The sequence below is a fragment of the Bowmanella pacifica genome (assembly GCF_014645355.1).
Classification (GTDB): Bacteria; Pseudomonadota; Gammaproteobacteria; order Enterobacterales; family Alteromonadaceae; genus Bowmanella; species Bowmanella pacifica.
This window is the reverse complement of sequence record NZ_BMLS01000007.1, coordinates 100032-126297: the sequence shown is the minus strand read 5'-3', so window position 1 is coordinate 126297 and position 26266 is coordinate 100032. Positions and strand designations below refer to the sequence as shown.

Annotated in this window: 25 protein-coding genes; 17 read left to right on the top strand and 8 right to left on the bottom strand. The window is 50.7% G+C overall.

The annotated features are described in order from the left end of the window. Positions 1-6 precede the first annotated feature (6 nt). Together IEX02_RS17570 and IEX02_RS17565 are read left to right on the top strand one after the other, a co-directional pair. Complete coding sequence (locus IEX02_RS17570) at positions 7-930, top strand: alpha/beta fold hydrolase (protein WP_229702281.1); 924 nt, start codon at positions 7-9, stop codon at positions 928-930. A gap of 108 nt (positions 931-1038) precedes the next feature. Continuing rightward, a complete protein-coding gene (locus IEX02_RS17565) occupies positions 1039-1233 on the top strand; it encodes a ribosome alternative rescue factor ArfA (RefSeq protein WP_188698234.1) in 195 nt (64 codons plus the stop codon). 10 nt (positions 1234-1243) lie between these two features. Here the strand turns inward: IEX02_RS17565 and IEX02_RS17560 are convergent, their stop codons facing one another. Beyond that, positions 1244-3748 (bottom strand): PilZ domain-containing protein, encoded by a 2505-nt coding sequence (locus IEX02_RS17560; RefSeq protein WP_188698230.1) that lies wholly within the window; start codon positions 3746-3748, stop codon positions 1244-1246. 270 nt (positions 3749-4018) lie between these two features. On the opposite strand from IEX02_RS17560, the gene radA reads away from it, so the two are divergent. Then, complete coding sequence (gene radA / locus IEX02_RS17555) at positions 4019-5383, top strand: DNA repair protein RadA (RefSeq protein WP_188698229.1); 1365 nt, start codon at positions 4019-4021, stop codon at positions 5381-5383. Here the strand turns inward: radA and IEX02_RS17550 are convergent. Together IEX02_RS17550 and ettA are read right to left on the bottom strand one after the other, a co-directional pair. Continuing rightward, positions 5380-5757: a PilZ domain-containing protein gene (locus tag IEX02_RS17550; RefSeq protein WP_188698226.1), complete on the bottom strand. Its 378-nt coding sequence runs from the start codon at positions 5755-5757 to the stop codon at positions 5380-5382. The genes radA and IEX02_RS17550 overlap by 4 nt on opposite strands. 425 nt (positions 5758-6182) lie before the next feature. After that, positions 6183-7850 carry an energy-dependent translational throttle protein EttA gene (ettA, locus tag IEX02_RS17545; protein ID WP_188698222.1) on the bottom strand — a complete coding sequence of 556 codons (1668 nt, stop codon included), beginning with the start codon at positions 7848-7850 and terminating at the stop codon, positions 6183-6185. A gap of 230 nt (positions 7851-8080) precedes the next feature. Here ettA and glyA point away from each other — a divergent pair, with 230 nt between their 5' ends. Beyond that, positions 8081-9337, top strand: coding sequence for a serine hydroxymethyltransferase (gene glyA, locus IEX02_RS17540; RefSeq protein WP_188698219.1), 1257 nt, complete (start codon positions 8081-8083; stop codon positions 9335-9337). A gap of 60 nt (positions 9338-9397) precedes the next feature. Here the strand turns inward: glyA and IEX02_RS17535 are convergent, their stop codons facing one another. Beyond that, positions 9398-11041, bottom strand: coding sequence for a methyl-accepting chemotaxis protein (locus IEX02_RS17535; RefSeq protein ID WP_188698216.1), 1644 nt, complete (start codon positions 11039-11041; stop codon positions 9398-9400). A gap of 210 nt (positions 11042-11251) precedes the next feature. On the opposite strand from IEX02_RS17535, the gene IEX02_RS17530 reads away from it, so the two are divergent. Further along, complete coding sequence (locus IEX02_RS17530) at positions 11252-12178, top strand: porin (protein ID WP_188698213.1); 927 nt, start codon at positions 11252-11254, stop codon at positions 12176-12178. 1 nt (position 12179) lies between these two features. On the opposite strand, the gene IEX02_RS17525 is transcribed toward IEX02_RS17530, so the two are convergent. Then, positions 12180-12632: a DUF6265 family protein gene (locus IEX02_RS17525; RefSeq protein WP_188698212.1), complete on the bottom strand. Its 453-nt coding sequence runs from the start codon at positions 12630-12632 to the stop codon at positions 12180-12182. A 109-nt stretch (positions 12633-12741) separates the two neighbouring features. Between IEX02_RS17525 and nrdR the strand changes: the two genes are divergently transcribed. The 8 genes from nrdR to IEX02_RS17485 all read left to right on the top strand — a co-directional run bounded on the left by nrdR (position 12742) and on the right by IEX02_RS17485 (position 18730). Further along, positions 12742-13191 (top strand): transcriptional regulator NrdR, encoded by a 450-nt coding sequence (gene nrdR, locus IEX02_RS17520; RefSeq protein WP_188698210.1) that lies wholly within the window; start codon positions 12742-12744, stop codon positions 13189-13191. A 1-nt stretch (position 13192) separates the two neighbouring features. Next, positions 13193-14314 (top strand): bifunctional diaminohydroxyphosphoribosylaminopyrimidine deaminase/5-amino-6-(5-phosphoribosylamino)uracil reductase RibD, encoded by a 1122-nt coding sequence (gene ribD / locus IEX02_RS17515; RefSeq protein ID WP_188698208.1) that lies wholly within the window; start codon positions 13193-13195, stop codon positions 14312-14314. Positions 14315-14342: 28 nt separating this feature from the next. After that, positions 14343-15017 carry a riboflavin synthase gene (locus IEX02_RS17510; RefSeq protein WP_188698205.1) on the top strand — a complete coding sequence of 225 codons (675 nt, stop codon included), beginning with the start codon at positions 14343-14345 and terminating at the stop codon, positions 15015-15017. A 68-nt stretch (positions 15018-15085) separates the two neighbouring features. Next, a complete protein-coding gene (ribBA, locus tag IEX02_RS17505; protein WP_188698203.1) occupies positions 15086-16192 on the top strand; it encodes a bifunctional 3,4-dihydroxy-2-butanone-4-phosphate synthase/GTP cyclohydrolase II in 1107 nt (368 codons plus the stop codon). 189 nt (positions 16193-16381) lie between these two features. After that, a complete protein-coding gene (gene ribH / locus IEX02_RS17500) occupies positions 16382-16855 on the top strand; it encodes a 6,7-dimethyl-8-ribityllumazine synthase (RefSeq protein ID WP_188698200.1) in 474 nt (157 codons plus the stop codon). A 3-nt stretch (positions 16856-16858) separates the two neighbouring features. Continuing rightward, the gene (gene nusB / locus IEX02_RS17495; RefSeq protein WP_188698197.1) at positions 16859-17281 is read left to right on the top strand and encodes a transcription antitermination factor NusB; all 423 of its coding nucleotides are present in this window, start codon (positions 16859-16861) and stop codon (positions 17279-17281) included. Positions 17282-17286: 5 nt separating this feature from the next. Next, positions 17287-18249 carry a thiamine-phosphate kinase gene (gene thiL / locus IEX02_RS17490; protein WP_188698194.1) on the top strand — a complete coding sequence of 321 codons (963 nt, stop codon included), beginning with the start codon at positions 17287-17289 and terminating at the stop codon, positions 18247-18249. Continuing rightward, positions 18197-18730, top strand: coding sequence for a phosphatidylglycerophosphatase A family protein (locus IEX02_RS17485; protein ID WP_188698189.1), 534 nt, complete (start codon positions 18197-18199; stop codon positions 18728-18730). The genes thiL and IEX02_RS17485 overlap by 53 nt, the downstream gene beginning before the upstream one ends. 145 nt (positions 18731-18875) lie before the next feature. On the opposite strand, the gene dxs is transcribed toward IEX02_RS17485, so the two are convergent. The 3 genes from dxs to xseB are packed head-to-tail and all read right to left on the bottom strand — an operon-like array spanning position 18876 to position 21901. Continuing rightward, on the bottom strand, positions 18876-20744 hold the full coding sequence (gene dxs / locus IEX02_RS17480; protein WP_188698186.1) for a 1-deoxy-D-xylulose-5-phosphate synthase: 1869 nt from the start codon (positions 20742-20744) through the stop codon (positions 18876-18878). Positions 20745-20758: 14 nt separating this feature from the next. Further along, positions 20759-21652, bottom strand: coding sequence for a (2E,6E)-farnesyl diphosphate synthase (gene ispA / locus IEX02_RS17475; RefSeq protein WP_188698184.1), 894 nt, complete (start codon positions 21650-21652; stop codon positions 20759-20761). A gap of 3 nt (positions 21653-21655) precedes the next feature. After that, positions 21656-21901 (bottom strand): exodeoxyribonuclease VII small subunit, encoded by a 246-nt coding sequence (gene xseB / locus IEX02_RS17470; RefSeq protein WP_188698182.1) that lies wholly within the window; start codon positions 21899-21901, stop codon positions 21656-21658. 318 nt (positions 21902-22219) lie between these two features. Between xseB and pomA the strand changes: the two genes are divergently transcribed. The 4 genes from pomA to thiI all read left to right on the top strand — a co-directional run bounded on the left by pomA (position 22220) and on the right by thiI (position 26103). Next, on the top strand, positions 22220-22984 hold the full coding sequence (pomA, locus tag IEX02_RS17465) for a flagellar motor protein PomA (RefSeq protein ID WP_188698181.1): 765 nt from the start codon (positions 22220-22222) through the stop codon (positions 22982-22984). 5 nt (positions 22985-22989) lie between these two features. Beyond that, positions 22990-23925 carry a flagellar motor protein MotB gene (locus IEX02_RS17460; RefSeq protein WP_188698179.1) on the top strand — a complete coding sequence of 312 codons (936 nt, stop codon included), beginning with the start codon at positions 22990-22992 and terminating at the stop codon, positions 23923-23925. Positions 23926-23982: 57 nt separating this feature from the next. Then, the gene (locus tag IEX02_RS17455) at positions 23983-24531 is read left to right on the top strand and encodes a hypothetical protein (protein WP_188698178.1); all 549 of its coding nucleotides are present in this window, start codon (positions 23983-23985) and stop codon (positions 24529-24531) included. A 108-nt stretch (positions 24532-24639) separates the two neighbouring features. After that, positions 24640-26103: a tRNA uracil 4-sulfurtransferase ThiI gene (thiI, locus tag IEX02_RS17450; protein ID WP_188698177.1), complete on the top strand. Its 1464-nt coding sequence runs from the start codon at positions 24640-24642 to the stop codon at positions 26101-26103. Positions 26104-26266: the final 163 nt, after the last annotated feature.

Here is a 26266-nt window from a genome sequence, read left to right as displayed (position 1 = left end):
ACACCGATGAGCACAGAGCTTATTCACCATACAAGGTATCTGGATGGCGGCGATCATAAGCTGCATATTCGCCATATCCAGCATCATGCGCATCCACAAGGACCTGCGGTGTTGATGGTGCATGGCTCCATTGAAAATGGCCGGATATTCTATAACGACAAAGGTCGCGGCCTTGGTAACTATCTGGCCAGGCAGGGATTCAACGTTTATGTTCTGGATTTACGCGGTCGCGGACAAAGTAGCCCGGCTATTGGTCGGGGTGATGAACATACCCAGTGGCATTACCTGAGCGAGGATTTGCCTCGCGCTATGCACTGGGTGGCTGAACAACATCAAGGCAAGTTCTGTACGGTGGCGCACTCCTGGGGCGGGGTATTAATGATGGCCTGCTTATTGCGCCATCCTCATCTGATTGAGTTGGTTGAGCGCCAGGTATTTTTTGGCAGTAAGCGAAGCGTTAGAGTACACAACCTCGAACGTTGGTTTAAAGTGGATGTGGTGTGGGGCCTGGTATCTCCGCTGGTGGCTGGTTTTCATGGCTACTTGCCAGCCAGAAAAATTGGCCTTGGGGCTGACAATGAGACTTATGCCAACTGGCGGGATGTAACCAAATGGGTCAGACAGCGCCGTTGGATTGATGCCTCTGATGCTTTTGATTATCAGGCGGCAGCTAAAACACTGCGCCTTCCTCCCACCTGGTTTATCACAGGTAAAAAGGATCATGCTTTGGGTCATGTCAGAGATATGCGGCGTTTTATGGCTGAACTGGGGATGCATGATGCGCCCCAGGCATTGCTGAGTAAACGCAATGGTAACCTGCACGACTATGACCATATTAATATTCTTACCCATTCAGCCTGCCTGGATGATCACTTCCCTAAGGTTAGCCAGTGGTTAAAGGGCGAAGATAAGGATCCTCAAGTCAGTTAAGGGGGGGATGTAGTGGGTTTCTTATTGAATGAGAAGGAACCAAATACCGCGTATAATGTCTACCTTTCCTGATGAGCATAAGCTCGCATTACAATGGCGGAGGTTAGTATGGCAAGAAGCAAGGATACGCCGCATCAACATGAACGCGGTGTAATTAATGACAATGCGCTAAAAGCATTGGTGACCAGTAAACTTTTTACCACCCGTGTGGTGAAGGCGAAAAAGGGCAAAGGCTCCTACTCAAGAAAAGGGCGTAATTCCAAAAATTACGCCTTTTTTGTTTGTGGTCTGTTTGCGGTTTAAGCAACTCGATTTATTCGTTATCCTTTCGCATCTTACGCTCTGAACCCTGATAATTCGCTTCGATATGATGTTTGTTAAAACCATAGCGATACATCATCTCGGCGGTTACATCCTGCATATCCACCACAGCCGCCACATTCCATAATTGTTCTTCCAGTAGCTTGGCCTTGTGCACAGCATAGCCACCCACGTAGGTAAGCTCGGAGTGCAACAAGCTGATATCCGGCCTCCCCGTTTTGGTTAAGAACAACTTGAGCGCGTAGAAGCGGCCTTTGCCCATAGCCAGACTGATAAATTCACGTCGTTGGGCATCGTTATTGAACTGTTGTACCAGCTTAACTTGAATCGCTTGCTGGATATTGCCCAATGTCGGATTAAAAGCAATAAACAGCTCAAATGCGGCGGGAACGTTATGGGTGCGCATGTTTTTAAGGGTTTGCTCGATAAAGTTGCGACTTTCGATTCTTGCCGCATACAGCGCGTATAAGTTCAAATGCTGTTCATCACCGCGATATGCCAACAGGGGTTTCAGGCTATGTTCTGAGGGCACATGCGCAATGCTGTCTGGCAGTAGTTGCACGCCGTCTTTACGGATAAATATGGCGACATTAAGCGGGTTGGCGGCATAGATATTACGCAACGCTTCACCAATGCCTGCCATATCCTGCTGTTCATGCACGGGCTTCAGGCTACGTCTGTTGTTCTTTATCAGCTCCTGGAAAAATTCCTTGGCATGCAGTTCATGACTGCTGTCACCGAGCATTAAATGGACGATGTTTCGGTCTGCGCTGACATGCACAACCTGGTAAACAATGTCACTGAGGTGATGTTTTTGCGTCAGCTTTTGCAACTTTGGCAGGCTGATTTCTAACTGTGCGCCGACTTCCAGAGGAAACTGGTTTTGCAGTTCGATCCGCAGTCCGCCGGCGGAGAAGTCCTCTGATACGCCGTTTAATTTCATATCCTCATGCATCAGGTTGACTGGCGTACGCAGCAGAAAACGCGTTTCCCTGCGCAGTTCCTGATATTTAAAGCGAAATGGAATGATGGGCACCGGTGCGTGGTTACGGGGATGACAAAAAACCTGTAATTTGGCCAACAGCGCTTTGTGCAGCTTGCGTTTTTGGTAGGCCTGCGTCGCCCATTCACTGCTGATATCCGTCACCAGGGCGATGTAACGCAGGTTTTTCAGTTTGGATTGCAGCCTGGGGGAGGGCGGCTGGTTCTGCCGTCGTACCATCTCACTGACCGCATCCGGCAGAGACAACGGAATATGACATTGCTCCGGATGCATATCGCTCAGTTGCAGTTTAAACACCCGCCAACTTAGTTTACGTGAGCCATAGGCCAAAAATGCGCCTTTCAGCTCTGGGTGAGCATCCAGCTCGTCGCTACTGGCCGAATAGAAATAACAGCGTCCCTGGGTGACGTGTGAGAAAACAAACAATGTCATTTCCCGCTGACCAGGAGGCAGCTTAAGTAACTTTTGTAATCGTTGACGGCTGAACAGGTAACCGAGTCGCAGGGCATTGTTTTCATCCAGCCAATATTGGTAGATTTCCCGGTTACAGTCGTTAAACAACAGGTACTGCGGCTGTAGCTGATCTTCCTGCTGACTGATATAGACAGGCAGTGAAGTAAAGTGGGGAATGTAGTATTGCTCGTAGCCCTTAGCGACAATGGCATCTATGGTGTTGTCCATATTCACCTTGTAACGGCGCTTGTTGCCCTGGATGAACTTCTCCAGAAACTCATCAAAGGCTTTTTGCTCCTGATCGTACAGACGTTTCAGCGACAGGCGTTGCTCTTCACGGCTGCGATCAATGTCGGTGAGCAGGTAATGCACGCCCTCTCCGCGATTTAAGCCATAATCTAACTCCAGTCCGCGAAAATGTACGGTAAGGCGTTCACCGGGTTTGAACATATAACGCTTGGGGGCTTTGATTTTCAGACCACTGACGGAGATATCTATGCTGGTGGCATGAACAGACTCCTTCAATTCGGTAAATAGCTCTACCGATACCACAAAATTCATGCGTTCTTCACGGCGTTGACGTACACCGGAAAAATTGATTACCGGCGCTAAATAACGGGTTTCCAGCGGAAGGTTAGCTTGGCTGTCGCTATCGCCAGCAAGAATGTCAGTCTCTGTTTTTTCCTTGTTGTGCATGACCCGAAAGTTGTTTTCGGTATTACACACGGCTTCATAAACCCCTATGGTATAGCCGCCAAAACAGCGCACCTGACGTTCAAACATCTCCTGTGCGATGTCATCCAGATAATGTGTCAGGCCTTCATGTTCATAAGCATGACAATCGCCGTCTACCGAACCCCGCAGATCGATTCTTCGCTGGCAAGGTTTGGCCTGGCGCTTGAGTTCCATCTTGATCAGAAAGCGTTTAGGGCGGGGGATATTGGCAGCTACCTGAGACAGTATTTGATTAAAAGCTGGCTCTTTGACAACCGGTTTTAGTTGCTCAATAAGTTCCTGATATTGTTCTATTCCTGTTGTCATCGCCTGTGCCGAGCCCACATATCCTGTTTATCTTATCGGTAAATATGCAATTTACTTGTGTAACCATGAGCTGTCCAAGCAAAAAAAGTCAAGCTGTGGAGGATTTTAGCCTGGAAGACGCTGCTATGTGGCTAACGTTGAAACGCCCCAAGGCACGGTGATAACCCTTGCGTCGACCAAAAGGTTTTTTGTGTAGATAGCCTCGTTCAAACTTCGCTATCCAGACAAAACTGATATGCTTGGCGCCATTATTGATCGATGAGGGCCGCTATGGCTAAGCGAAAGACCGCGTTTGTATGTGCCGATTGCGGTGCTGAATTCCCCCGCTGGCAGGGACAATGCAATGATTGCGGGGCGTGGAATACCATTTCCGAGTTTGTCATCTCTGCGGCGAAATCTAGTCCTGATGCACGCCGTCACGGCTATGCAGGACAAACCTCAGCGCAGGTTCAAACCCTGAATAACATTGATTTACAGGCGCTACCACGTTTTTCTTCCGGTTTTAAAGAGCTGGATAGGGTATTGGGCGGCGGTGTAGTACCTGGCTCGGCTATTCTGATCGGCGGCTCCCCAGGTGCGGGTAAGAGTACGTTGTTACTGCAAACCATGTGCAATCTGGCCAATGCGCGGGAAGCCTTGTATGTCACCGGGGAAGAATCTTTACAGCAAGTGGCATTGCGTGCGCACCGTTTGGGGTTGCCCACCGATAAGCTAAAGCTATTGGCCGAGACCAGCATCGAAACCATATGCGATGTTGCTCTTGCTCATAAGCCGCAGCTTATGGTGATCGACTCCATTCAGGTAATGCATGTAGCCGATGTGCAATCCGCGCCAGGCAGTGTTTCTCAGGTCAGGGAAAGTGCAGCCTATCTGACTCGTTTTGCCAAGCAGCATCATATTGCCATGCTGATGGTGGGACATGTGACCAAAGACGGCAGTCTGGCGGGCCCTAAGGTGCTGGAGCATTGTATCGACTGCTCTATGATGCTGGAAGGGGATGGGGATAGCCGTTTTCGCACGTTGCGGGGACATAAAAACCGCTTCGGTGCGGTCAACGAGTTGGGTGTGTTTGCCATGACCGACAAGGGGCTAAAGGAAGTCAGCAATCCATCTGCGATTTTTTTAAGTCGGGAAGAGGAAGCCTCGCCAGGCTCACTGGTCATGGTGATATGGGAAGGCACCCGCCCCTTGCTGGTGGAAATTCAGGCCTTGGTGGATTACTCGCAGATGGCCAACCCCCGCCGTCTGGCTGTGGGCTTGGACCAAAACCGGCTGGGTATGTTGCTGGCCGTTTTACATCGCCACGGCAATATTCAGATGAACGACCAGGATGTGTTTGTCAATGTGGTTGGTGGGGTAAAAGTTGCCGAAACCAGTGCCGACTTGGCCTTGCTGATGGCCATGATATCCAGTTTTCGTAATCAGGCGCTGCCAAGAGAGCTGATTGTGTTTGGCGAAGTAGGGTTAGCGGGGGAGATTCGCCCTGTGCCTAATGGCGCTGAGCGACTGGCCGAAGCGGCCAAGCATGGGTTTACCCGCGCGATAGTGCCTGCAGCCAATATGCCCAAACAACCGATTCAAGGTATGAAAGTGACCGGCGTTAAGCGGTTAGCGGAGGCATTAGACGCCCTTTAAGGCTTTGACTCGGGGGAAACTAATGCTTCCAACTCCCTTTTCAACAGGGAGTCGTCCCCCACGTTCAGTTCAATAAGACGGCGCAGATTGGATGCGCTGTCTATGTCTATCATATTTATCTTGATACCGATTTGTTTGTTGTCGGCATGTTTGATTTGGCCGTCGAGCATAATACTGCTGGTCATTCCCGGTAGACTGACCACCAACAGGATGGATTGCTTCAGATCGGCATCAAAATCAGCAGGACACTCAATTAATACCCCTTTGAGGGAAATATCCAGCAAGCCGCATTGCCATTGCCGCTGCCCCTGACGTAATTCGCAGGGCGCAGAAAAAACGATACGGGTAAACTTACGGCGGTTTTCTGCTGTCATCGTACTTGGCCTTGCCACAATGTATTAAGCATAGTCTCAGATGCTTGAAAATACACCTTGAACCTAAAGCTAATTGTATGATTCATAGTGAAAAAACCAAGAGTGAAGGACAAAATTTTTTGTAACCTTTGGCGCTAGCCCAAGCAGCACAAGGCCCGCAGGCACAGTGGCGTGTGGAGAAAAGAAAAGCCGGGAGATGCCCGGCTTAAACTGTGTATAAATTCAATCTTGAGCTGCGACGTCCTGTCGCTATTCGTAGAACCTTACTTTGAAATTTTCTTGTACTTCAACCTATGTGGCTAGGGCTTCTTGATCGGTCGTTAGGCATCCTGCTGCGCGACTTAAAGAAGCGATACCAGGATGAACCCGGTATCGCGTACTTTCCTTCAGGAAAGCTGCGACGTCCTGTCGCTATTCGTAGAACCTTACTTTGAAATTTTCTTGTACTTCAACCTATGTGGTTCTACGACGTCCTTACCAAAGTTTTCTTTTAGCCAGGCTTCGTAGTCGGTGTAGTTACCTTCGTAGAAATTCACCTGACCTTCGTCACGGTAGTCCAGAATATGCGTGGCAACACGGTCCAGGAACCAACGGTCGTGCGAGATCACCATGGCACAGCCGGGGAATTCCAACAAGGCGTTCTCTAAGGCACGCAGGGTTTCTACGTCCAAATCGTTGGTCGGTTCATCAAGCAGCAAAACGTTACCACCGGCTTTTAACAGCTCGGCTAAGTGCAAACGGTTTCGCTCACCACCGGACAGATCCTTAACAAACTTCTGCTGGTCATTGCCTTTGAAGTTAAAACGGCTGACATAGGCGCGGCTGTTAATCTCAAAGCTGCCGATACGCAGAATATCCTGACCGTTAGACACTTGTTGCCAAACGGTCTTATCGCCATCGAGGTGATCGCGGAACTGCTCAACACTGGTGAGTTTAACTGTTTCGCCCACAACGATTTCGCCGCTATCCGGTTGTTCAATACCGCTTAGCATACGGAACAGGGTAGATTTACCGGCGCCGTTAGGGCCGATTATGCCGACTATAGCGCCTTTGGGCATAGTGAAGCTCAAGTCATCAATCAGAACCCGGTCGCCATAAGACTTACGCAGGTTTTTCACTTCGATAACCTTGTCGCCTAAACGCTCGCCGGGCGGAATAAACAGCTCATTGGTTTCATTACGCTTTTGGTAATCACCGCTGGACAGTTCTTCAAAGCGGGCCATACGGGCCTTGCTCTTGGCCTGGCGACCTTTGGCATTGCTGCGTACCCACTCCAGTTCCTGTTTAATGGAGCGCTGGCGGGCCTGCTCGCTTCTTTCTTCCTGCTCAAGACGTTGGTCCTTTTGTTCCAGCCAGGAGGAGTAGTTGCCTTCCCATGGAATACCGTAGCCACGGTCAAGCTCCAGGATCCAGCCGGCCACATTATCCAGGAAGTAACGGTCGTGGGTAATGGCTACTACTGTGCCTTCATAGTCGTGCAGGAAGCGCTCCAGCCAGGCAACGGACTCGGCATCCAAGTGGTTGGTTGGTTCGTCGAGCAGCAGCATGTCGGGTTTTTCTAACAGCAGGCGGCACAGTGCTACGCGGCGACGCTCACCACCGGACAGTTTGCTCACATCGGCATCCCAAGGGGGCAGGCGCAGGGCATCGGCTGCACGCTCAAGAGCATGATCCAAGTTGTGGCCGTCTTTAGCCTGAATAATGGCCTCAAGTTCGCCTTGCTCTTTCGCCAGAGCGTCGAAGTCTGCATCTTCGTCAGCATAGGCGGCGTAAACTTCATCCAGGCGTTTCAGGGCATGAACCACATCGGCTACCGCTTCTTCGATATTGCCGCGCACATCTTTACTTTCGTCCAGACGAGGTTCCTGTGGCAGGTATCCGATTTTGATACCAGGTTGTGGACGGGCTTCGCCCTCAATGTCCTTGTCGATGCCGGCCATAATACGCAGCAGGGTAGATTTACCTGCACCGTTCAAACCTAATACGCCGATCTTGGCGCCGGGGAAAAAGCTCAGAGAGATATTTTTCAGGATTTCACGCTTAGGTGGCACAACTTTGCCAACCCGGTGCATGCTATAAACGTATTGAGACATGGAAGTACAAGACTCTGCTGATTAAAGATGGCGGCTATTCTAAACAGTAACGCTGGCGGTTTAAAGCCGGTCAATCAAGCCGTTACAGTGGTTAATTTATTGTTATCAGATATACGGCGGCGGCAATCGGCGCAAGCCTATGTACATCCTGGGCAAAATGGCTAGAATATGGCCTCTTTTTTCGCAGACCGATTTGGCCAACGATGGCCCCCATTCCCTGAGGAGAAACGATGCTTTCACGCGCCATGAATATCCAAGATTTCGACCCTGAACTGTATCAGGCCATTCAGAATGAGACTCAGCGTCAAGAGCATCATATTGAGCTCATCGCCTCAGAAAACTACTGTAGCCCCAGAGTGCTGGAAGCGCAGGGTTCTCAGCTGACCAACAAGTACGCCGAAGGTTACCCTCATAAGCGTTACTACGGTGGTTGTGAGTATGTAGACGTGGCAGAAGATTTGGCCATTGAACGTGCCAAGCAGCTGTTCGGCGCCGATTACGCCAACGTACAGCCTCATTCGGGTTCACAAGCCAACAGCGCCGTGTTTATGGCATTGTTGGAAGCCAACGATGTGGTGTTGGGGATGAGCCTGGCACACGGTGGTCACCTGACACATGGTGCGAAGGTGAGCTTCTCTGGCAAAACCTATCACTCGGTTCAGTATGGTTTGAATGAAGAAACAGGTGAAGTGGATTACGCGCAGGTTGAAGCGCTGGCACTAGAGCATAAGCCGCGCATGATTATTGCCGGTTTCTCTGCTTACTCAGGCATTATGGACTGGTCCCGTTTCCGCGCTATCGCTGACAAAGTAGGTGCTTACCTGCTGGTGGATATGGCGCACGTTGCAGGTTTAGTTGCCGCAGGTCTGTATCCTAACCCATTGCCTCACGCGCATGTGGTAACAACGACGACGCACAAAACCCTGGCGGGTCCTCGTGGTGGTCTGATTCTGTCTGCCTGTGGTGATGAAGACATCTACAAAAAGCTTAACAGCTCAGTATTCCCAGGCAATCAAGGCGGCCCTCTGTGCCACGTGATTGCTGCCAAAGCGGTGGCCTTCAAAGAAGCCCTGCAGCCAGAGTTTAAAGCTTACCAACAGCAAGTAATAGTGAACGCCAAAGCTATGGTATCTGTTATGCAGGACCGTGGTTACAAGGTGGTTTCTAACGGTACTGAAAACCATTTGTTCCTGTTGGATCTGATTGACAAGGACATCACAGGTAAAGATGCCGATGCTGCCCTTGGTCGTGCCAACATCACGGTAAACAAGAACTCTGTACCTAATGATCCTCGTTCTCCTTTTGTTACCAGTGGCCTGCGTATCGGCACACCTGCTATTACGCGTCGCGGTTTTAAAGAAGAGCAGGCTAAGCAAGTGGCTAGCTGGATTTGTGATGTGCTGGACAACATGGGCGATGAGTCTGTGATTGAGCGTATCAAAGGTGAAGTGGTTACTTTGTGTGAAGCCTTCCCGGTTTACGCGTAATCAGGATTCAGCTTGATATAAAAAACGCAGCCAGTTGGCTGCGTTTTTTTATGTCTGCACTCAGACTTTAAAGCGACCTACATTGTCATTGAGTCCCTTGGCCATACTGGCAATTTCATCAGCCACATCTTTGGTGTTACCCACCACCGACATATTTTTCTGTGACAGGCTGTTAAGCATAGTGATGTTGCGGTTGATCTCATCCACCACTTTGCTTTGTTCTTCGGTGGCAGTGGCGATCTGGTAAATCATATCATTAGTTTGATTCACCGCATGTTCCACTGTATTGAGCGAAGACTGGATTCGCTGTGACATTTCAACCACGCCGTCGACCTCGCTGGTGCCAGCATTCATGGCACTGACTGCCTCACTAACGCCATTTTCAAGGCCCGCAATCATACGCTGGATATCTGCGGTTGATTGTTGAGTACGACTGGCCAGAGTTCTTACTTCGTCTGCAACTACGGCAAAACCCCGGCCTTGCTCGCCGGCCCGGGCGGCCTCGATAGCGGCATTTAGCGCCAGCAGGTTGGTTTGTTCGGCAATGCCGCGGATAACATCCAATACCTGGGCGATATTTTTGGACTCTTCGGCCAGCTTACTGATCACGCTGCTGGCGTGACTGACTGAGCCGGATAATTTACTGATGCTGGCGACGGATTCTTCCACCACAACCCCGGACTGCCCGGTTTTCTCTTTGGCTTCGCGAGTTTCAGCTAAGGCGGTTTGTGAATTACTGGCCACCTCATGTACCGCGTGGCTAAGCTCGTTAACGGCGGTGGCAATTTGATCCAGGTTAGAGTTTTGCTCTCCAGAAATGTTATGGCTCTCATCGGCAGAGTGATTTAACTTATTGACGGATGAGTCCAGGGTTTCTGCATCGCCCTTAATCATTCTGATAAGGTCCTGCAGTTTTTGCATCAGGCCGTTAAAGGTACCCGCCAGTTGCGACAACTCGTCTTTGCCTGAACTGTCCAGTCTGCCTCTAAGATCCCCTTCACCTTCGCTGATCGTGGCAATCATGCGATTAAGCTCTTCTACCCGGTTGGTGACCATTTTGGGACCAAAGAGGATGCTTATCGCACTGGCGGCAATAACCAGCAGAATTACTATCAGCATAGTGTTGCGCTGGGCAGCATTAGATTTCTGGGCCTGGCTGGCAATATCATCTGCCAGTTCCTTAACCATGGCGCCCATAACATCATAGTGTTCCCTGAGTTGTGCGAAATGGGCCATAACCTCAGTGCTGTTATGTTCGGCTGCCTCAGCGGTTTTGCCTGCATCAGACAGGCTGAAAACCTGGTTGGCGGCATTTAGCCAGGTTTGATAATCCCGATCGAAGTTACCGATGGCAGCGCCTATTTGTGGGTAATCTTTCACCATCGCACGCACTTGATTCATACGCTCCTGCGCCTGCTGGGCATTTTCTTGAAAATCTTTGCGATCCTGCTCCGCGCCCGATAACTGCAAATGCCGCTTGGTGACGTAGCTTTGGCTGGCGGTTAGCGCCTGATATAAGTCGCGGTCGGCATTTAAACCGGTATCTATGGCGTTCATAAAGGTGGAGGACAGCAGATTGGCGTCGTTGGAAAGTCGCCTCGCACTATTGATGCTAAGAACGCTAACCAGAATGGCTAGTAGGCCAATGATCAGTAAAGGAATAGAGAACTTAACCCGGATGGTCAGGTTATTGACGTCAACCATGATGGTGAATCCTTCTTAACGAATGCCCGGCGTGGGCCACTTAGCTGGGATGCATTTGTAACAATACCGCAACCTTGTTGATATAAAAAAGCATGTTTATTGACACCTTAGTATGATCATAAGCCATTGGTTAACAAGGTGATAGGTTATCCTTGCCAGCATTTGTGAATACTAGGTGCTCAGGTACCAGGATATCGGGAGAGAGACGCAATGCAGAGAAACAACATCGCAATACTGATTGCCGCAGGCATGTTCAGCACTTTGGCCAGCGCAGAGTTGGACCATCAGGGGCAGTTTTATGCCAAGTTGAATGTCAACGCGCAGTCTGCCGATGAAGGGCAGGATAACTTTTCGGAAATTCGTAGCAACAACTCTTGGATTGGGGTGAAAGGTGAGGTGGCGCTGGAGGACGATATCCAGGTTGTTTATCGTCTGGAATGGAAGGTGGATATCACCGGGGAAAAAGGTGTCGATAACCTTACCGAACGTCCTCAATATGTTGGGTTACGCAGCCGCCTGGGAGAGTTGACCCTGGGGCGCAATTTTACTGCATTGTGGATGGCCCAAGGAAAGATAGACCTATACAACCATTATGAGGGTGACATTGCCTCCATTTGGAAGGGAGAAAACCGTTTGTCTGATGTGGCCACTTACACATCGCCGGTCTTTGGCGGTTTTTATGGGGTGGTAAGTTATCAGGCTGAAAAGTCGGCAGAAGGTGACGATGCGGTATCGGCAGGATTGTTTTATGGTGATGCTGAGCTGAAAAAAGCCGATCTGTTTGCAGCGCTGGCGCAGGATTTTGATGTGGCAGGCTATGATGTCACGCGTGCTTCTTTGCATTATAAGTTAGGAGCCGGCAAGTTGGGCCTGATGCTGCAGCAGCAAGAACCGGCAGATGGTGGTGAAAGTCGTGAAGGGGGCTTAGTCAGTTACAGTCACCGATGGGGGGATTGGGAACTGCGCGCTCAGGCCCAAACCATGGAAGACGACCGTACTTATAACTTGGGTGTCGACTACCGTTTAGGTAAGCAAACCAAGTTGTATGTATGGGGCGCTAATATTGAGCAGCAAGATATCCCTGATCGACGTTACCTGGCCCTAGGGGTTGAACATAAACTCAGCGTAGGCTTTTAAGCTATTTTTTGTGTAGTTGCAGGGAGAAACCTTTTCCCTGCAACGACTCGACTCTTATTATCAGCTTGTCCTGCACCCTCTTGTAGTGAAGACGCTGAGGAAAATCATGCCCGGCGTTGACAAATATGGCTTCGCCAGCATGACAGTGTTGCAACAAAAAGGCTATCGGCAGTGGATTTTCGCTGACTTTTGCCAGATAAAATAGTTTCCCCTGCATATTCACTATCCGTAGCGCCTCCCGCTGAGCAGCATTCTGACTGCCACTGCCTGCTGTACCTTCAAAGCTATGTGGACTTACCTGATACCAATTTTCCTGATAGTTTTTATCGTCGCCTTGTTGTTGCCATTGGCCAAGCAGCCAATGTAACGCACTTAAGTCATTGCAGTCAGCGAATGTGGCAAAGGAAGGTAGCAGAAATATGACTAGCAGCAGTACGCTGTTGGTGTTACGCATCGCAATCACTGTTAACCAGAGCGTTTTTTTGATAGCTTAGCGGCGGCTGCCTGACTCAACAAGTCAAGCGCACAATTTGCCGCAGCTCGTTTTCCTTCCTGGAGTGACCATGTATTGTCCCTTTTGTTCTGAACAGGAAACCAAAGTCATCGATTCGCGTTTGGTGGCCGAAGGTCATCAGATTCGTCGTCGCCGTGAATGCCTCAAGTGTCATGAGCGCTTTACGACCTTTGAAACCGCTGAACTTGTCATGCCCAAAGTGGTTAAACGCGATGGCTCCAGGGAGCCCTTTAACGAAGAAAAATTACGGGCCGGCTTACAGCGGGCGCTGGAAAAGCGTCCGGTCAGCACTGAGCAAGTAGAGAAATGCGTTAACCGGATTATGTCCACATTACGTGCTACCGGAGAGCGGGAGGTCAGCAGCAAGCTGATTGGTAACGTTATAATGGATGAGCTCAAAGAGCTGGATAAAGTGGCTTACGTGCGCTTTGCTTCGGTTTATCGCTCGTTTGAAGATATCCGTGAATTTGGCGAAGAAATAGCCCGGTTGGGAGACTGATATGTCGGTATTCAGCCAGGTTGATCATCAGTGGATGGCCAGAGCACTGCAACTGGCAGCGCGTGGCCGCTTTACCACATCGCCCAACCCTAATGTTGGCTGTGTGATTGTCTCGGCCAGTGGCGAGATGGTAGGGGAAGGCTGGCATGAGCAGGCCGGCGGCCCTCACGCCGAAGTGTTTGCTTTGCGTCAGGCGGGCGCTAATGCGCGCGGGGCCACCGCTTATGTAACCTTGGAGCCTTGTAGCCATCATGGTAAAACCCCACCTTGTGCAGAAGGGCTTATCCAAGCCGGGGTTGCCAGAGTAGTGGCTGCCATGCAGGACCCCAACCCCCTTGTTGCCGGCCATGGTTTGCAAAAATTACGCGATGCGGGCATTGAAGTTCAGGTCGGGTTACTACAAGGACAGGCTAGCGCGCTGAACCGGGGGTTTATCCAGCGAATGAGCCAGGGGCGTCCCTGGGTGACCCTCAAACTGGCCGCCAGTCTGGATGGAAAAACGGCCATGGAAAATGGTCATAGCCAGTGGATTACCAGTGAAAAGGCACGCCTTGATGTGCAGCATCAAAGGGCAACCAGTTGCGCCATTCTGACCGGTTCGGGCACAGTGATGATTGATGATCCGCAACTGAATTTGCGCGTTAGTGCTGAGCAGTTAGGTATAGGCGAGCTGGCTGTGAGACAACCGCTTAGGGTAATTGTTGATAGCCGCAATCAATTAACACCGGAGTATCGACTTTTTCAAACCCCCGGTCCTGTCTTACTTGCGAATAAGTCCGTTAGTCCGCATTTATATGGGCAGCAGGTACGTCAGTGGCAATGCCAGGATAAAGGCAAGCGAGTGAGCTTACCTGCGTTGATGGCCCATTTGGCCGAGTCCGGCGTTAACAATCTATGGGTTGAAGCTGGTGCGGCCTTGGCGGGAGCGTTGTTGCAATATCAGTTGGTCGATACGCTGATGCTATATCAGGCACCTAAACTTATGGGTGATAAAGCCAAAGGACTTGCCTTGCTGCCGAGCCTTAGCCATATGGAGCAGGCGATAGGGTTAGAATGGCAGGATGTGCGATTGGTCGGAGAGGATCTCAGACTGACTGCTGCTGTGGGTTATTCGCAGGCCTGAGCCAGAATCAATAGTAACGGGGTAGAAGGTGTTTACAGGTATTATTCAAGCCGTTGGTAAGATCAACGCAATACAGCCAGTCGGCGGTGATGTCCGTTTGACGGTAGCCAGTGGCAAGCTGGATATGAGCGATGTGGCCTTAGGCGACAGTATCGCAACAAATGGTGTGTGCTTAACCGTGGTGGAGTTTTCCGACTCGCACTACGTAGCCGATCTTTCTTCCGAGACGCTAAAACGCTCAGGATTTGCCAGCTATCAGATAGGTCAGCGTGTCAATTTAGAGAAGGCCATGTTAGCGTCCACCCGTTTTGGCGGTCATATTGTCAGTGGCCACGTGGATGGCGTCGGGCAGGTTTTGTCGATACAAAGTACAGCCCGGGCGGTGGAAATTTGGATCCAGGCGCCAGACGAATTAGCAAAGTATATTGCTGAAAAGGGCTCGATTACCGTTGATGGCGTAAGCCTGACGGTGAACGACGTGGATGGGGCACGTTTTAAACTGACCTTGGTACCGCACACTCTCAAAGAAACTAATATTGGCGATTACCAAAGTGGTACCAAAGTGAATTTGGAAGTCGATGTGGTTGCCCGCTATCTGGAGCGCCTGTTACTCGGTGAAAAGGCCGCAGAGCCGGGACCAGGTAAAGATATCAGTTTGGCATTTCTGGCCGAGCATGGTTATTTGAATAATGGCCGTCGTTAAGGCGCCATTCAACGAATTTTAGTCACCGGCCTCGGGGCCGTTTTACCCTACAAGATTGAGTGAAGAATATGGCATTAAACACCACCCAGGAACTGATTGAGGATATTCGTCAGGGCAAGATGGTGATCCTGATGGATGACGAGGACAGGGAAAATGAAGGCGACCTGATAATGGCCGCAGAGTTTGTTACACCTGAGGCGATTAATTTCATGGTCACACATGCCCGTGGATTGGTTTGCCTGCCTATGACGGCTGAGCGTTGTATGCGCTTGAATCTACCCTTAATGGTCAACAATAACGGCGCACAGTTTTCGACTAATTTCACTGTCTCTATTGAAGCCGCCCAAGGGGTGACGACGGGTATTTCCGCAGCTGACAGAGCAAAAACTATTCTGGCGGCGGTGGCCCCGGATGCCAAAGCCGCAGATATTGTTCAACCTGGGCATATCTTCCCGCTGATTGCCAAAAACGGTGGGGTACTTAACCGTGCAGGTCACACCGAAGCTGGTGTGGATCTGGCGCGCCTGGCTGGTGCGGAGCCTGCTGCCGTGATTGTGGAAATCCTCAATGAAGACGGTACCATGGCCCGTCGCCCAGAGCTGGAAAAGTTTGCCGCCAAGCACGACCTGAAAATTGGTACCATCGCCGATTTGATTGAATACCGGAATCTTAATGAAACCACCATTAGCAAGGTTGCAGAATGCCGTTTGCCTACCGAATATGGTGAGTTTGAGCTGATTACCTTTAAGGATGAGATTGACGATCAAATACATTTTGCCCTGCGTAAAGGCGAAATCAGTGCTGATGCCCCCGCGTTGGTAAGAGTCCATTTACAGGATACTTTTGGCGATTTATTGGCCTCGCAACGCTCCCTGGACCGTAGTATGGGTCTGCCTCAGGCCATGGCCAGGATAGCGGATGAAGGTGGTATTCTGTTGCTGCTGGGTAAGGCGGAGTCCAACGAGGAACTGATTGCTAAGGTGCGTCAGTTTGAGTCTGAAGATAAAGGCGAGCAAACCCCGACGCCTAATTGGCAGGGAACATCGCGCACTGTGGGGGTGGGCTGTCAGATTCTTGCATCACTGGGCGTGCGTAAGATGCGCCTATTAAGTAAGCCGAAGAAATATCATGCGCTGTCAGGCTTCGGTCTGGAAGTGGTGGAATATGTGAGTTAATTAAGGGCGCGTAGCGCCCTTTTTTAAACTTTACCCACTACACTATGACACAGCAAAGCTCGACAAAACACTAAGTTAGCGATGGGATAGATGCCCAAGCATTGATCATTGATAGACCTTGAATTTTAGCCGTTCACCTCCCTCTCGGCTGTGGTATCATACGCGCCGTTTTGACTATGGGGATAGAGCATGAATATCATCGAAGGTAACCTGCGCGCTACGGGCAAGAAATTTGCTATCGTTGTGTCCAGATTCAACAGTTTCGTTGTAGAAAGCCTGGTAGACGGCGCACTGGATACGCTGGAGCGGGTCGGAGAGGTGAACGATCAGGACATTACTCTGGTACGTGTACCTGGTGCCTACGAGTTGCCGGTTGTGGCCAAAAAGCTGGCTGAAAAGCAGAAGTTTGATGCCATTATTGCCCTTGGTGCGGTGATTCGCGGTGGTACTCCCCATTTTGATTTCGTTGCCGGCGAGTGCAACAAAGGACTGGCCCAGGTTTCCCTGGAGTTTGGTATTCCGGTTGCCTTCGGGGTGATTACCACCGACAGTATCGAGCAAGCCATTGAACGCTCTGGTACTAAAGCTGGAAATAAAGGCGCGGAAGCGGCCATGGGTGCTCTGGAAATGGTCAATGTCATCGACCAGATCGAAGGAGTCTGACCGGTGAAGCCATCTGCCCGCCGCAAGGCACGTGAACTGGCATTGCAAGGTATTTATTCCTGGCAAATGTCTAAAAACCCGGCGCACCATATTGAGCTGCACCTGGCCACCACCAATGATATGACCAAAGTGGACCTGGCGTTTTTCCAGGAACTACTGCGTGCGGTCATTAATGATTACGACGAGTTGGATACTAAGATTCGTCCTTATCTCGGTCGTCTGCCTGAAGAATTGGATCCGGTGGAAAAAGCCATATTGCGTCTGGCCACTTACGAGTTGGTTAAGCGTGTGGATGTACCTTACAAGGTAGTAATTAACGAAGCCATTGAACTTGCTAAGGCTTTTGGTGCCGAAGAGAGTCATAAATTCGTTAATGGGGTGCTGGATAAAGCCGTTCGCACCCTACGTAAACACGAGCAAGCCTGATTCCCGTGAAAGAATTCGACATCATTGCACGCTACTTCAAGGAGCGTAGTCACGTTCGTCGTGACGTTCAGCTAGGTATTGGCGACGATTGTGCTGTGGTCAATGTGCCGCAAAATCAGTCATTAGCGGTCACCACTGATACCTTGGTTGGCGGCGTACATTTCCCTAATGATACCCCGCCTCGGGCCATAGCTCATAAGGCTGTGGCCGTGAACCTCAGTGATTTAGCTGCCATGGGGGCCGAGCCCGCCTGGATCAGCCTGTCGCTGTCGATGCCGGATGTAGATGAGCATTGGTTGGACGAGTTCTCTTTGGGCTTACAGGAGTTGACCGAGTATTATTCGGTGCAGCTTATCGGTGGCGATACCGTCAAAGGACCACTGAGTATTACTTTGACAGCACAAGGTTTTGTGCCAAAAGATCAAGCGCTTACCCGAGCAAAGGCGAAGCCCGGTGATTGGCTCTATGTTACCGGTACGCTGGGAGATGCAGGGTTGGGGCTGGATATGTTGCAGGGCCGTATGGATGTGCCGCCCAAGCACCGTAACTTTGTTGCCAATCGCCTGAATTATCCTACCCCCAGGGTTCTGGTGGGCACGGTCTTAAGGCGCATCGCCAGCAGTTGCATTGATGTCTCTGACGGCCTGATTGCCGATGTGCAGCATATTCTCAATGCATCTCATTGCGGTGCCGTATTACAGGTGGATAAGTTGCCCCTGTCTGAAGCGATGCGAGATAGCGTTCTGGCTGAGCAGGGCATTCGTTATGCTCTGACCGCAGGTGACGACTACGAGCTGCTATTTACGGTTTCTGAAGAGCAAAAAGGCAATTTGGATCTGGCTATGGCCACGGCCAGTGTGTCTGTTACTTGCATAGGTCAGCTTAATGGCGTGCAAGGAAAGCTGGAATTGCGTGATGGCAAAGAACGTTACGCCTTTGAAGGAAAAGGCTATCAACACTTCAGTTGAACCTAATCCGGTTCGTCTGCTCAGCCTGAAGAATCCCGCCCACTTTCTGGCGTTGGGATTCGGTTCCGGCTTGGCCCCTAAAGCCCCTGGTACTTTCGGTAGCATTGCTGCCATACCTTTAGTTCTGCTGGCAGCCTTATCTGGTAACCTGTTCTATCTGCTACTGACTTTTGTTGCCTGTGTGGCGGGCATTTGGATCTGTGGTAAAACCGCCGAAGATATGGGGGTGCATGACCACAGTGCCATCGTTTGGGACGAAGTGGCGGGTATGCTGTTGACCTTTATTCTGGTTCCCTTAAGCCCTGTTACGCTGCTAGTGGGATTTGTGTTGTTCCGGCTGTTCGACATTCTTAAGCCCTGGCCAATCAGCTATCTGGATAAGCATGTGCATGGCGGATTAGGCATTATGCTGGATGATATTCTGGCAGGTATTCTGGCCTGTGCGGGCGTTCATGCCCTGATGACATTCGGTGTGATATAAACCCTAAATCTGCTTAGCATAAGCTAGCAGCTGTGCTCCGTTTTCTGTTTTTGACTTCTTGCTTTATCTGCTTATTAACGCTGATGTCGCGGTGTATTGGAGGGATAAAAAAGGTGAAGTCGTCACTTCACCTTTTTAATGCTGCTCAGACTTTTTCGTTAAAGGCCTGAATTTGCGCCACAATGCCGGGACCATCAATCTGATGTTCAGCATACATTTGTTCCTGAGTGCCCTGCATAATAAAGCTGTCAGGCAAGCCCAAGGTCAGTAGACGGCAAGCTAGCTGCTGGCGATGCAGGCACTCACCTACAGCGCTACCGGCACCGCCCATTACTGCACCGTCTTCCAGTGTGACCAGTAGCTCGTGATCTTTGGCAAGTTCAGCCAGCAAGGCCTCATCCAGGGGTTTAACAAATCGCATATCGGCGACAGTCGCATTAATTTGTTCGGCAGCTTGTAGCGCGCCGGGGAGCAGGGTGCCAAAGTTCAAAATAGCAATATTGGCGCCTTTGCGCAGCACGTGTCCTTTTCCTAAGGGCAGGGCAGTCATCTCAGCCTCAAGGGCGGTGCCCATGCCTTGGCCGCGTGGGTAACGCACCGCAGCAGGACCGTTATGCAAATGACCGGTATACAGCATCTGACGACATTGATTTTCATCAGAAGGCGTCATAATCACCATATTGGGAATACAGCGCATAAAGGGAATGTCAAATACGCCCTGGTGGGTCGGGCCATCTGCCCCCACAACCCCTGCACGGTCTATGGCAAATAGAATCGGCAAATTTTGCAGTGCCACGTCGTGGATAAGCTGATCGTAAGCGCGTTGCAAGAAGGTGGAATAAATCGCCACCACGGCGTTGTAACCTTCTTTAGCGAGGCCAGCGGCAAAGGTCACGGCATGTTGCTCGGCAATCGCCACATCAAAATATTGCTCGGGGAATTGCTGTGAAAACTTCACCATACCCGAACCTTCGCGCATGGCGGGAGTAACCGCCATCAGCTTGTCGTCTTTGGCGGCCATATCGCAAAGCCAGTCGCCGAAAATACCGGAAAAACTCGGGCCGGTGCTTTTGGCTTTAGGCAGGCTGTTCTCGCTCGGATTAAACTTGGGCACCGCATGGAATTTAATCGGGTCTTTCTCGGCTTCTTCGTAGCCTTTACCCTTTTTGGTCACCACATGCAGAATATGCGGGCCACTCATCTGGCGCATATTACGCAAGGTATCCACCATGCCGTTAACATCATGGCCGTCGATGGGGCCGATATAGTTAAAACCCAGTTCTTCAAAAATGGTGCCGGGTACCACCATGCCTTTGAGGTGCTCTTCAGCGCGGCTGGCAAATTCTTTGATAGGCGGCATATTGGACAGCAGTTTTTTGCCACCGTCACGGATAGAGTTAAAGAAGCGACCTGTCAGCAGACGCGCCAGGTGACTGTTCAGGGCGCCAACATTCTCCGAAATCGACATTTCGTTGTCGTTCAGTACCACCAGTAAATCTTTTTTGATATCACCGGCGTGATTCATGGCTTCAAACGCCATACCGGCTGTCATGGCGCCATCCCCAATCACAGCAACAACCTTGCGGCCTTGGGCTTCTTTCTCGGCGGCCACTGCCATGCCCAGTGCAGCACTGATAGAGGTGGACGAGTGACCTACGGCAAAGGTATCGAACTCACTTTCCGGCGGCCAGGGGAAGGGGTGTAAACCATTCTTCTGACGTATGCTGGGCATGCGATCGCGTCGGCCGGTTAGAATTTTATGTGGATAGGCCTGATGGCCGACGTCCCAGATCAAGCGGTCAAACGGTGTGTTGTACACATAGTGTAACGCCACGGTCAGTTCCACCGTACCCAAGCCGGAGGCAAAATGCCCACTGCTTTGGCTGACGCTGGTCAACAGGTATTGGCGCAGTTCCTTGGCCAGTTGACGTAATTTATCCTGAGGCAGCTCGCGAAGTTGCTGCGGTGTGTCGGCCAAAGCCAAAGTTGGGTAATGGGCTAAATCCAGAGTCATGTGCACTTATTGTTTTAGTGGTTACGGTCGACGATATATCCGGCAAATGACCGCAAAAGATCCGTATTGTAAGGTAAAGGCTGCAAGGCTTGAAGTGCTTGTTGGTAAAGTTGTTGTGCCAATGCCTTTGCACCATCCAGACCAAGCAGCGCCGGATAGGTGCTTTTGTTCAGGGTTTGATCCGATCCCTGACGCTTGCCCAGGGTTTGGGTGTCGCCGGTGACATCCAGAATATCGTCCTGTACCTGGAAGGCCAGCCCGATATTCTCTGCGAATATCGCCAGTTGCTGTTGTTCGCTGGCAGGAATGTCTGCCAGAATACAAGCCATTTTTACCGACGCCTGCAGCAATGCACCGGTTTTGCATTGATGCAGTTGCTCTAATTGCCCGATATCTATCAGTTTGTCTGTGGCTTGCATGTCCAGCGCCTGTCCACCACACATGCCCAGATAGCCTGAGGCACTCGCTAAGGCACTAACCAGTTTAACTCGCTGGGGTTCACATGCAGCACTTAACGGATAATCACAAAGTAGCGAAAATGCCAGAGTTTGCAGTGCATCACCGGCCAGGATTGCACTGGCTTCATCAAAGGCGATATGGCAGGTTGGTTGCCCACGACGCAAATCATCATTGTCCATGGCCGGCAAATCATCATGCACCAGTGAATAACAATGGATACATTCTAATGCCATGGCGGCAGCATCCAGATCAGAGAGCTTAACGCCCAGCATTTGTCCTGTGGTGTATAACATGGCAGGGCGTACGCGCTTGCCGCCCATTAGCAGGGCATAGCCCATGGCGTCACGCAATACGGGGGCTAAAGAAGGTAAGCTTTCCACCTGATCTTTCAGCAACTGGGTGATTCTGGTCTGATACTGACCAAGTGCAGTTAACCAATCCTGGGACATGAGTTACTCGCCGGGTTGTTCAAAAGGTAGCAGTTCGGTTTGACCTTGCTTGTCCATCAGGATACTGACTTTTTGCTGTGCCTGATGCAATTTAGCCTGACTGTGACGCGTTAATTCAATACCCCGCTCAAATTGCGCTAATGCCTCATCCAAGGGAAGATCACCGCCTTCCATCTGTTTGACTATGCTTTCAAGTTCGGCAAGCGATTGTTCGAACGACAGATTTTCAGTTTTTTTGCGGCTTGTCATTGCTCTCTACTGACTATTAAAGGCCCGTCCGAACAGGGGATCAGCCGGGCGGAAAACCGGCTTCGCACCTTACCCGAGGGGCGATTTATGGTCAATCACTTTTGCCCCGGGCAAAAAGACGCTTTAGAAAGGCGCGCTGGCGTCGATAAATTGGTGAGCCAAGTCAATAAGTTAAACCAAAGGTCAAGACGCCCTGATAAGGTATGATTGGCAAGTCAAAGATTGTCGGGCAAGCGAAGTTGCGGCAAACTCTGCTGTTGGAACAGTTATTTCGTCTGGGGTAAACCTGGTGGTATTAGTGCGTTTGGGGAGGATGGTGTGGATTTAGCAACCCTGATAGGTATGTTGGGTGCCATTGGTTTTATCATAATGTCCATGGTGCTTGGTGGCGATATCATGATGTTCGTCAACGTACCCTCCATCCTGATTGTATTTGGGGGCTCATTGTTTGTAGTCATGAGCTCTTTCACCATGGGGCAATTTTTCGGCGCCGGTAAGATTGCCGTTAAAGCCTTTATGTTCAAAATTGAACCGCCCGAAGAGTTGATTGAGAAGATTGTTGAAATGGCCGATGCCGCACGTAAAGGCGGATTTCTGGCGCTGGAAGAAGCGGAAATCAACAATGTCTTTATGCAAAAAGGTGTGGATATGCTGGTGGATGGTCATGATGTCGATGTGGTGCGCGCTACTCTTGCCAAGGACATCAAGTTAACCTCTGAGCGTCATGAATTCGGTGCGTCTATTTTTAAAAGCCTGGGCGATATTGCACCGGCCATGGGCATGATAGGGACGCTGATTGGTTTGGTGGCCATGTTGTCTAATATGGATGACCCCAAAGCTATCGGACCTGCTATGGCGGTGGCCTTATTGACTACCTTATACGGCGCCTTTTTTGCCAACGTGATTGCTTTGCCTATTGCGCACAAGCTGACAAATCGGGCTGATCAGGAAAAGCTTAATCAAAGTCTGGTACTGGACGGAATTCTGGGCATCGCCGATGGTCAAAATCCCAGAGTGATCGAGGCCTTGCTGAAAAATTATTTAGCTGCCAGTAAGCGTGCCACCGGCGACACCGAGGAGTAAGGCGCATGTCTGACGAGCAGGAATGTCCCAAGTGCCCATCCGGCTTACCCGCCTGGATGGCTACTTTTGCCGATTTAATGTCGTTACTGATGTGCTTCTTTGTACTGTTGCTGGCGTTTTCCGAAATGGACGTGCTTAAGTTTAAGCAGATTGCCGGCTCTATGAAGTTTGCCTTTGGTGTACAAAATAAAATTGAGGTTAAGGACATTCCAAAGGGGACCAGCGTGATTGCGATGGAATTCAGGCCCGGCCGGCCTGATCCTACACCTATTGAGAATATTCAGCAGCAAACCATTGAAATGACCCAGCAGATGTTGGAGTTCCAGGCCGGTGATGAAGATTCTGCCGGTGGTCGTCAGAAACAGCGTGGCACGCAGCGTGGCGGTAAGTCGCAACAAACGGCACAGGAAACCGCCAGCAGTTCATCTCAGGCCGCCAGCCAGGAACAAACCAATGAACTGGTGAAAAAGATTGCCCAACAAATGGAGCGTCAGATCCTCGATGGTGCCATCGAAATGGAATCATTAGGCCAGCAGATCACCATTCGTATTCGCGAAAATGGGGCGTTTTCGGCAGGCTCGGCCTTCCTTCAGCCGCAGTTTGTACCTGTGCTACGTAAAATTGGTAGCTTGCTGGTAGATATTCCCGGAAAGATTGAAGTGTCAGGTCACTCAGATAATCAGAATATTTCCAATGAGTTGTATCGCTCCAACTGGGATTTGTCTGCCCAGCGGGCCGTGGCAGTGGCCGAGGCCATGCGCGGTGCCGAGGGTTTTGATGAATCCCGTATGACGGTGGTGGGCATGGCCGACAATAAGCCTCTGGCGCCAAATAACACCGCAGAAGGACGAAGCCGTAACCGTCGGGTGGAAATTGCCATTAATCAGGGCTCACCTAAAGAGTCTAAACCCATCTCTATTGTGGAACCGCAAGAGAACTAGTCCACATAGGACAGCGCATCGGGGATGGGACATGGAAAGCCTGTCCCGGGGGATATTGTGATAAAGACGCAAAGTCAGCCTCAACAAATAGGGTTTTCGCCTGACAAGGCGCCAGATGCGCATTCCGCCCCCCGTAAACTGGCTGTTTTGGCATCCATTACCCAGCCTGAACAGGCAAAGCTGGAATCCCTCTTTCTGCAAACCTTGCGTCACTTTGGTTACACCGCACAGCTATGGCAGCCTGCCTGTACGTTTCGCTGTGACATGCTAGTCGCTGTGTTTAATCAGGTATTTGGCAGTAAAGAGGCTGACTTTCTGGCTCAGGCTGAGTCTGTCATTGTGGTATTTGATGAGACAGGGGAAAAACATGCGGTCAGTCTATTTGCTTCCCTGAAGCTGGTACGAGGCAGCCTGCGTCACCCGGATTATGTGCATGCCTTAAGGCTGCATAAAGACAGGGAGAGGCCAAGAAGTTATTGGCAGTTTCGTACCATGCTAGCAAAACATCTGGACATCGCCTTGTTCGAGTCGGTGGAACCCGACGAACAACTGCCTTTGCCCGTTTTGGTACAGCGAACCTTGGAGCATGTGCTTAAACGCGCATAGCCTCTATACAGTGGCTGATGCATTGTCTGCCTAATTGGCTCTTCACGCTTATAAATTTCGCCCCTTCTTTGCTATACTCCGCGCACTTTTGCCCTAGGTTGTACCCAGATGAAATTTATCCTTAAGCTGCACCCAGAAATCTCCATTAAGAGTGACTCGGTGCGCCGCCGCTTTACCAAGATCCTTGAGTCTAATGTGCGTAATATTTTTAAGCCTTATGACTTCAAAGTGGCGGTATGGAATAAATGGGACAAACTGGTCATGGAAGCCAAAGCCGAAACCCCAGAGCAAGAAGCGCAGGTGGTTGACCAACTCAAACGTATCCCCGGTATTGAGCAGTGTTTGCAAGTACGCCAGAGCGAATATCAGGATTTGGACGATATTTATCAGCAAGTGAAGGCCGTTTGGCATAACAAGCTAGCCGGCAAGAGCTTTGCGGTGCGGGTAAAACGTCGCGGCAAACATGAATTCAGCTCGGTAGATGTGGCCCGTTATGTGGGCGGTGGCCTGAACCAGCATTGTGACACCGGTGGGGTGAACCTGACCAAGCCGGATATAATTGTGGAGCTGGAGATCGATAAAGAACACTTGTTGATTATTGACGACAGATTTAAATGCTTGGGGGGAATGCCGCTGCCAACCCAGGAAGATGTGGTGTCTTTGATCTCCGGTGGTTTTGACTCTGGCGTGGCCAGCTACCAGATGATCCGCCGCGGCGCCCGTACCCACTACTGCTTCTTTAATCTGGGTGGACGCCAACATGAGATTGGTGTTAAGCAGGTCGCTTGTTATTTGTGGAAGCAATATAGCGCGTCGCATCGGGTGAAATTTATCGGCGTGGACTTTGAGCCTGTGGTAGCACAGATACTGGAGCGGGTAGATAACGGCCTGATGGGCGTGGTGCTCAAACGTATGATGCTGCGCGCCGCCAGTATTGTGGCCGATAATCTGGATATCTCCACGCTAGTAACAGGGGAAGCCCTAGGCCAGGTGTCCAGCCAGACTCTGTCGAATCTGGCTGTGATTGACCGGGCCACCGAGAAGCTGGTACTGCGTCCGCTGATTTGCTGGGACAAGTCGGACATCATCAACCAGGCGCGCCAGATTGGTACCGAGGATTTCGCTAAAAGTATGCCCGAGTATTGCGGGGTGATTTCTAAAAAGCCCACGGTCAGAGCCATACTCAGCGAAGTGGAGGAGCAGGAAGCCAAGCTCGATGCCGATTTGATTGTCAATGTGGTAAGAGCGTCCCATGTGCTGGATATTCGCCGTATGTCGCAGGAAGCCGAGCAAGAAGTACCGCAAATTGAGGCCAGTGATGCGCTGCCAAGTGGTGCGGTGGTGCTGGATATCCGCAGCCCCGAGGAAGAAGAAGACAGTCCTCTGACTGTCGATGGCCATGAGGTGAAAACCCTGCCGTTTTTCCGAATTGCCAGCCAATTTGGCGATCTGGACCAAAGCCAGGAATATTACCTCTATTGTGCCCGCGGTGTGATGAGCCGTATGCAGGCGCTGCTATTACATGAACAGGGCTACCAGAATGTAAAAGTGTATCGGCCGCTAAGCAAGTAACTCAGCACTGATTAAGACAGGCGACCAGTTGGCCGCCGTTTGTCATTTTTTAGCCAATAAGCCTAGGATGACAATGTTTTTTGCCTAAGTGACGCTGAAGTCATCCAGATAGTCTTCAAAATAGGCAAGCTGCTGCATCAGAGTAAGCCGTGCTGGCAGGTTT

What these genes read in the sequence shown, in the direction of transcription:
- thiI (WP_188698177.1), top strand. Translation starts at nt 24,640, where the DNA reads ATGAAATTTATCCTTAAGCTGCACCCAGAAATCTCCATTAAGAGTGAC.
- IEX02_RS17565 (WP_188698234.1), top strand. Translation starts at nt 1,039, where the DNA reads ATGGCAAGAAGCAAGGATACGCCGCATCAACATGAACGCGGTGTAATT.
- ribH (WP_188698200.1), top strand. Translation starts at nt 16,382, where the DNA reads ATGAATATCATCGAAGGTAACCTGCGCGCTACGGGCAAGAAATTTGCT.
- ettA (WP_188698222.1), bottom strand. Translation starts at nt 7,850, where the DNA reads ATGTCTCAATACGTTTATAGCATGCACCGGGTTGGCAAAGTTGTGCCA.
- ribD (WP_188698208.1), top strand. Translation starts at nt 13,193, where the DNA reads ATGTCGGTATTCAGCCAGGTTGATCATCAGTGGATGGCCAGAGCACTG.
- IEX02_RS17530 (WP_188698213.1), top strand. Translation starts at nt 11,252, where the DNA reads ATGCAGAGAAACAACATCGCAATACTGATTGCCGCAGGCATGTTCAGC.
- IEX02_RS17460 (WP_188698179.1), top strand. Translation starts at nt 22,990, where the DNA reads ATGTCTGACGAGCAGGAATGTCCCAAGTGCCCATCCGGCTTACCCGCC.
- glyA (WP_188698219.1), top strand. Translation starts at nt 8,081, where the DNA reads ATGCTTTCACGCGCCATGAATATCCAAGATTTCGACCCTGAACTGTAT.
- nrdR (WP_188698210.1), top strand. Translation starts at nt 12,742, where the DNA reads ATGTATTGTCCCTTTTGTTCTGAACAGGAAACCAAAGTCATCGATTCG.
- xseB (WP_188698182.1), bottom strand. Translation starts at nt 21,901, where the DNA reads ATGACAAGCCGCAAAAAAACTGAAAATCTGTCGTTCGAACAATCGCTT.
- ribBA (WP_188698203.1), top strand. Translation starts at nt 15,086, where the DNA reads ATGGCATTAAACACCACCCAGGAACTGATTGAGGATATTCGTCAGGGC.
- IEX02_RS17550 (WP_188698226.1), bottom strand. Translation starts at nt 5,757, where the DNA reads ATGACAGCAGAAAACCGCCGTAAGTTTACCCGTATCGTTTTTTCTGCG.
- dxs (WP_188698186.1), bottom strand. Translation starts at nt 20,744, where the DNA reads ATGACTCTGGATTTAGCCCATTACCCAACTTTGGCTTTGGCCGACACA.
- IEX02_RS17535 (WP_188698216.1), bottom strand. Translation starts at nt 11,041, where the DNA reads ATGGTTGACGTCAATAACCTGACCATCCGGGTTAAGTTCTCTATTCCT.
- IEX02_RS17560 (WP_188698230.1), bottom strand. Translation starts at nt 3,748, where the DNA reads ATGACAACAGGAATAGAACAATATCAGGAACTTATTGAGCAACTAAAA.
- IEX02_RS17525 (WP_188698212.1), bottom strand. Translation starts at nt 12,632, where the DNA reads ATGCGTAACACCAACAGCGTACTGCTGCTAGTCATATTTCTGCTACCT.
- IEX02_RS17570 (WP_229702281.1), top strand. Translation starts at nt 7, where the DNA reads ATGAGCACAGAGCTTATTCACCATACAAGGTATCTGGATGGCGGCGAT.
- IEX02_RS17485 (WP_188698189.1), top strand. Translation starts at nt 18,197, where the DNA reads ATGGCAAAGAACGTTACGCCTTTGAAGGAAAAGGCTATCAACACTTCA.
- ispA (WP_188698184.1), bottom strand. Translation starts at nt 21,652, where the DNA reads ATGTCCCAGGATTGGTTAACTGCACTTGGTCAGTATCAGACCAGAATC.
- radA (WP_188698229.1), top strand. Translation starts at nt 4,019, where the DNA reads ATGGCTAAGCGAAAGACCGCGTTTGTATGTGCCGATTGCGGTGCTGAA.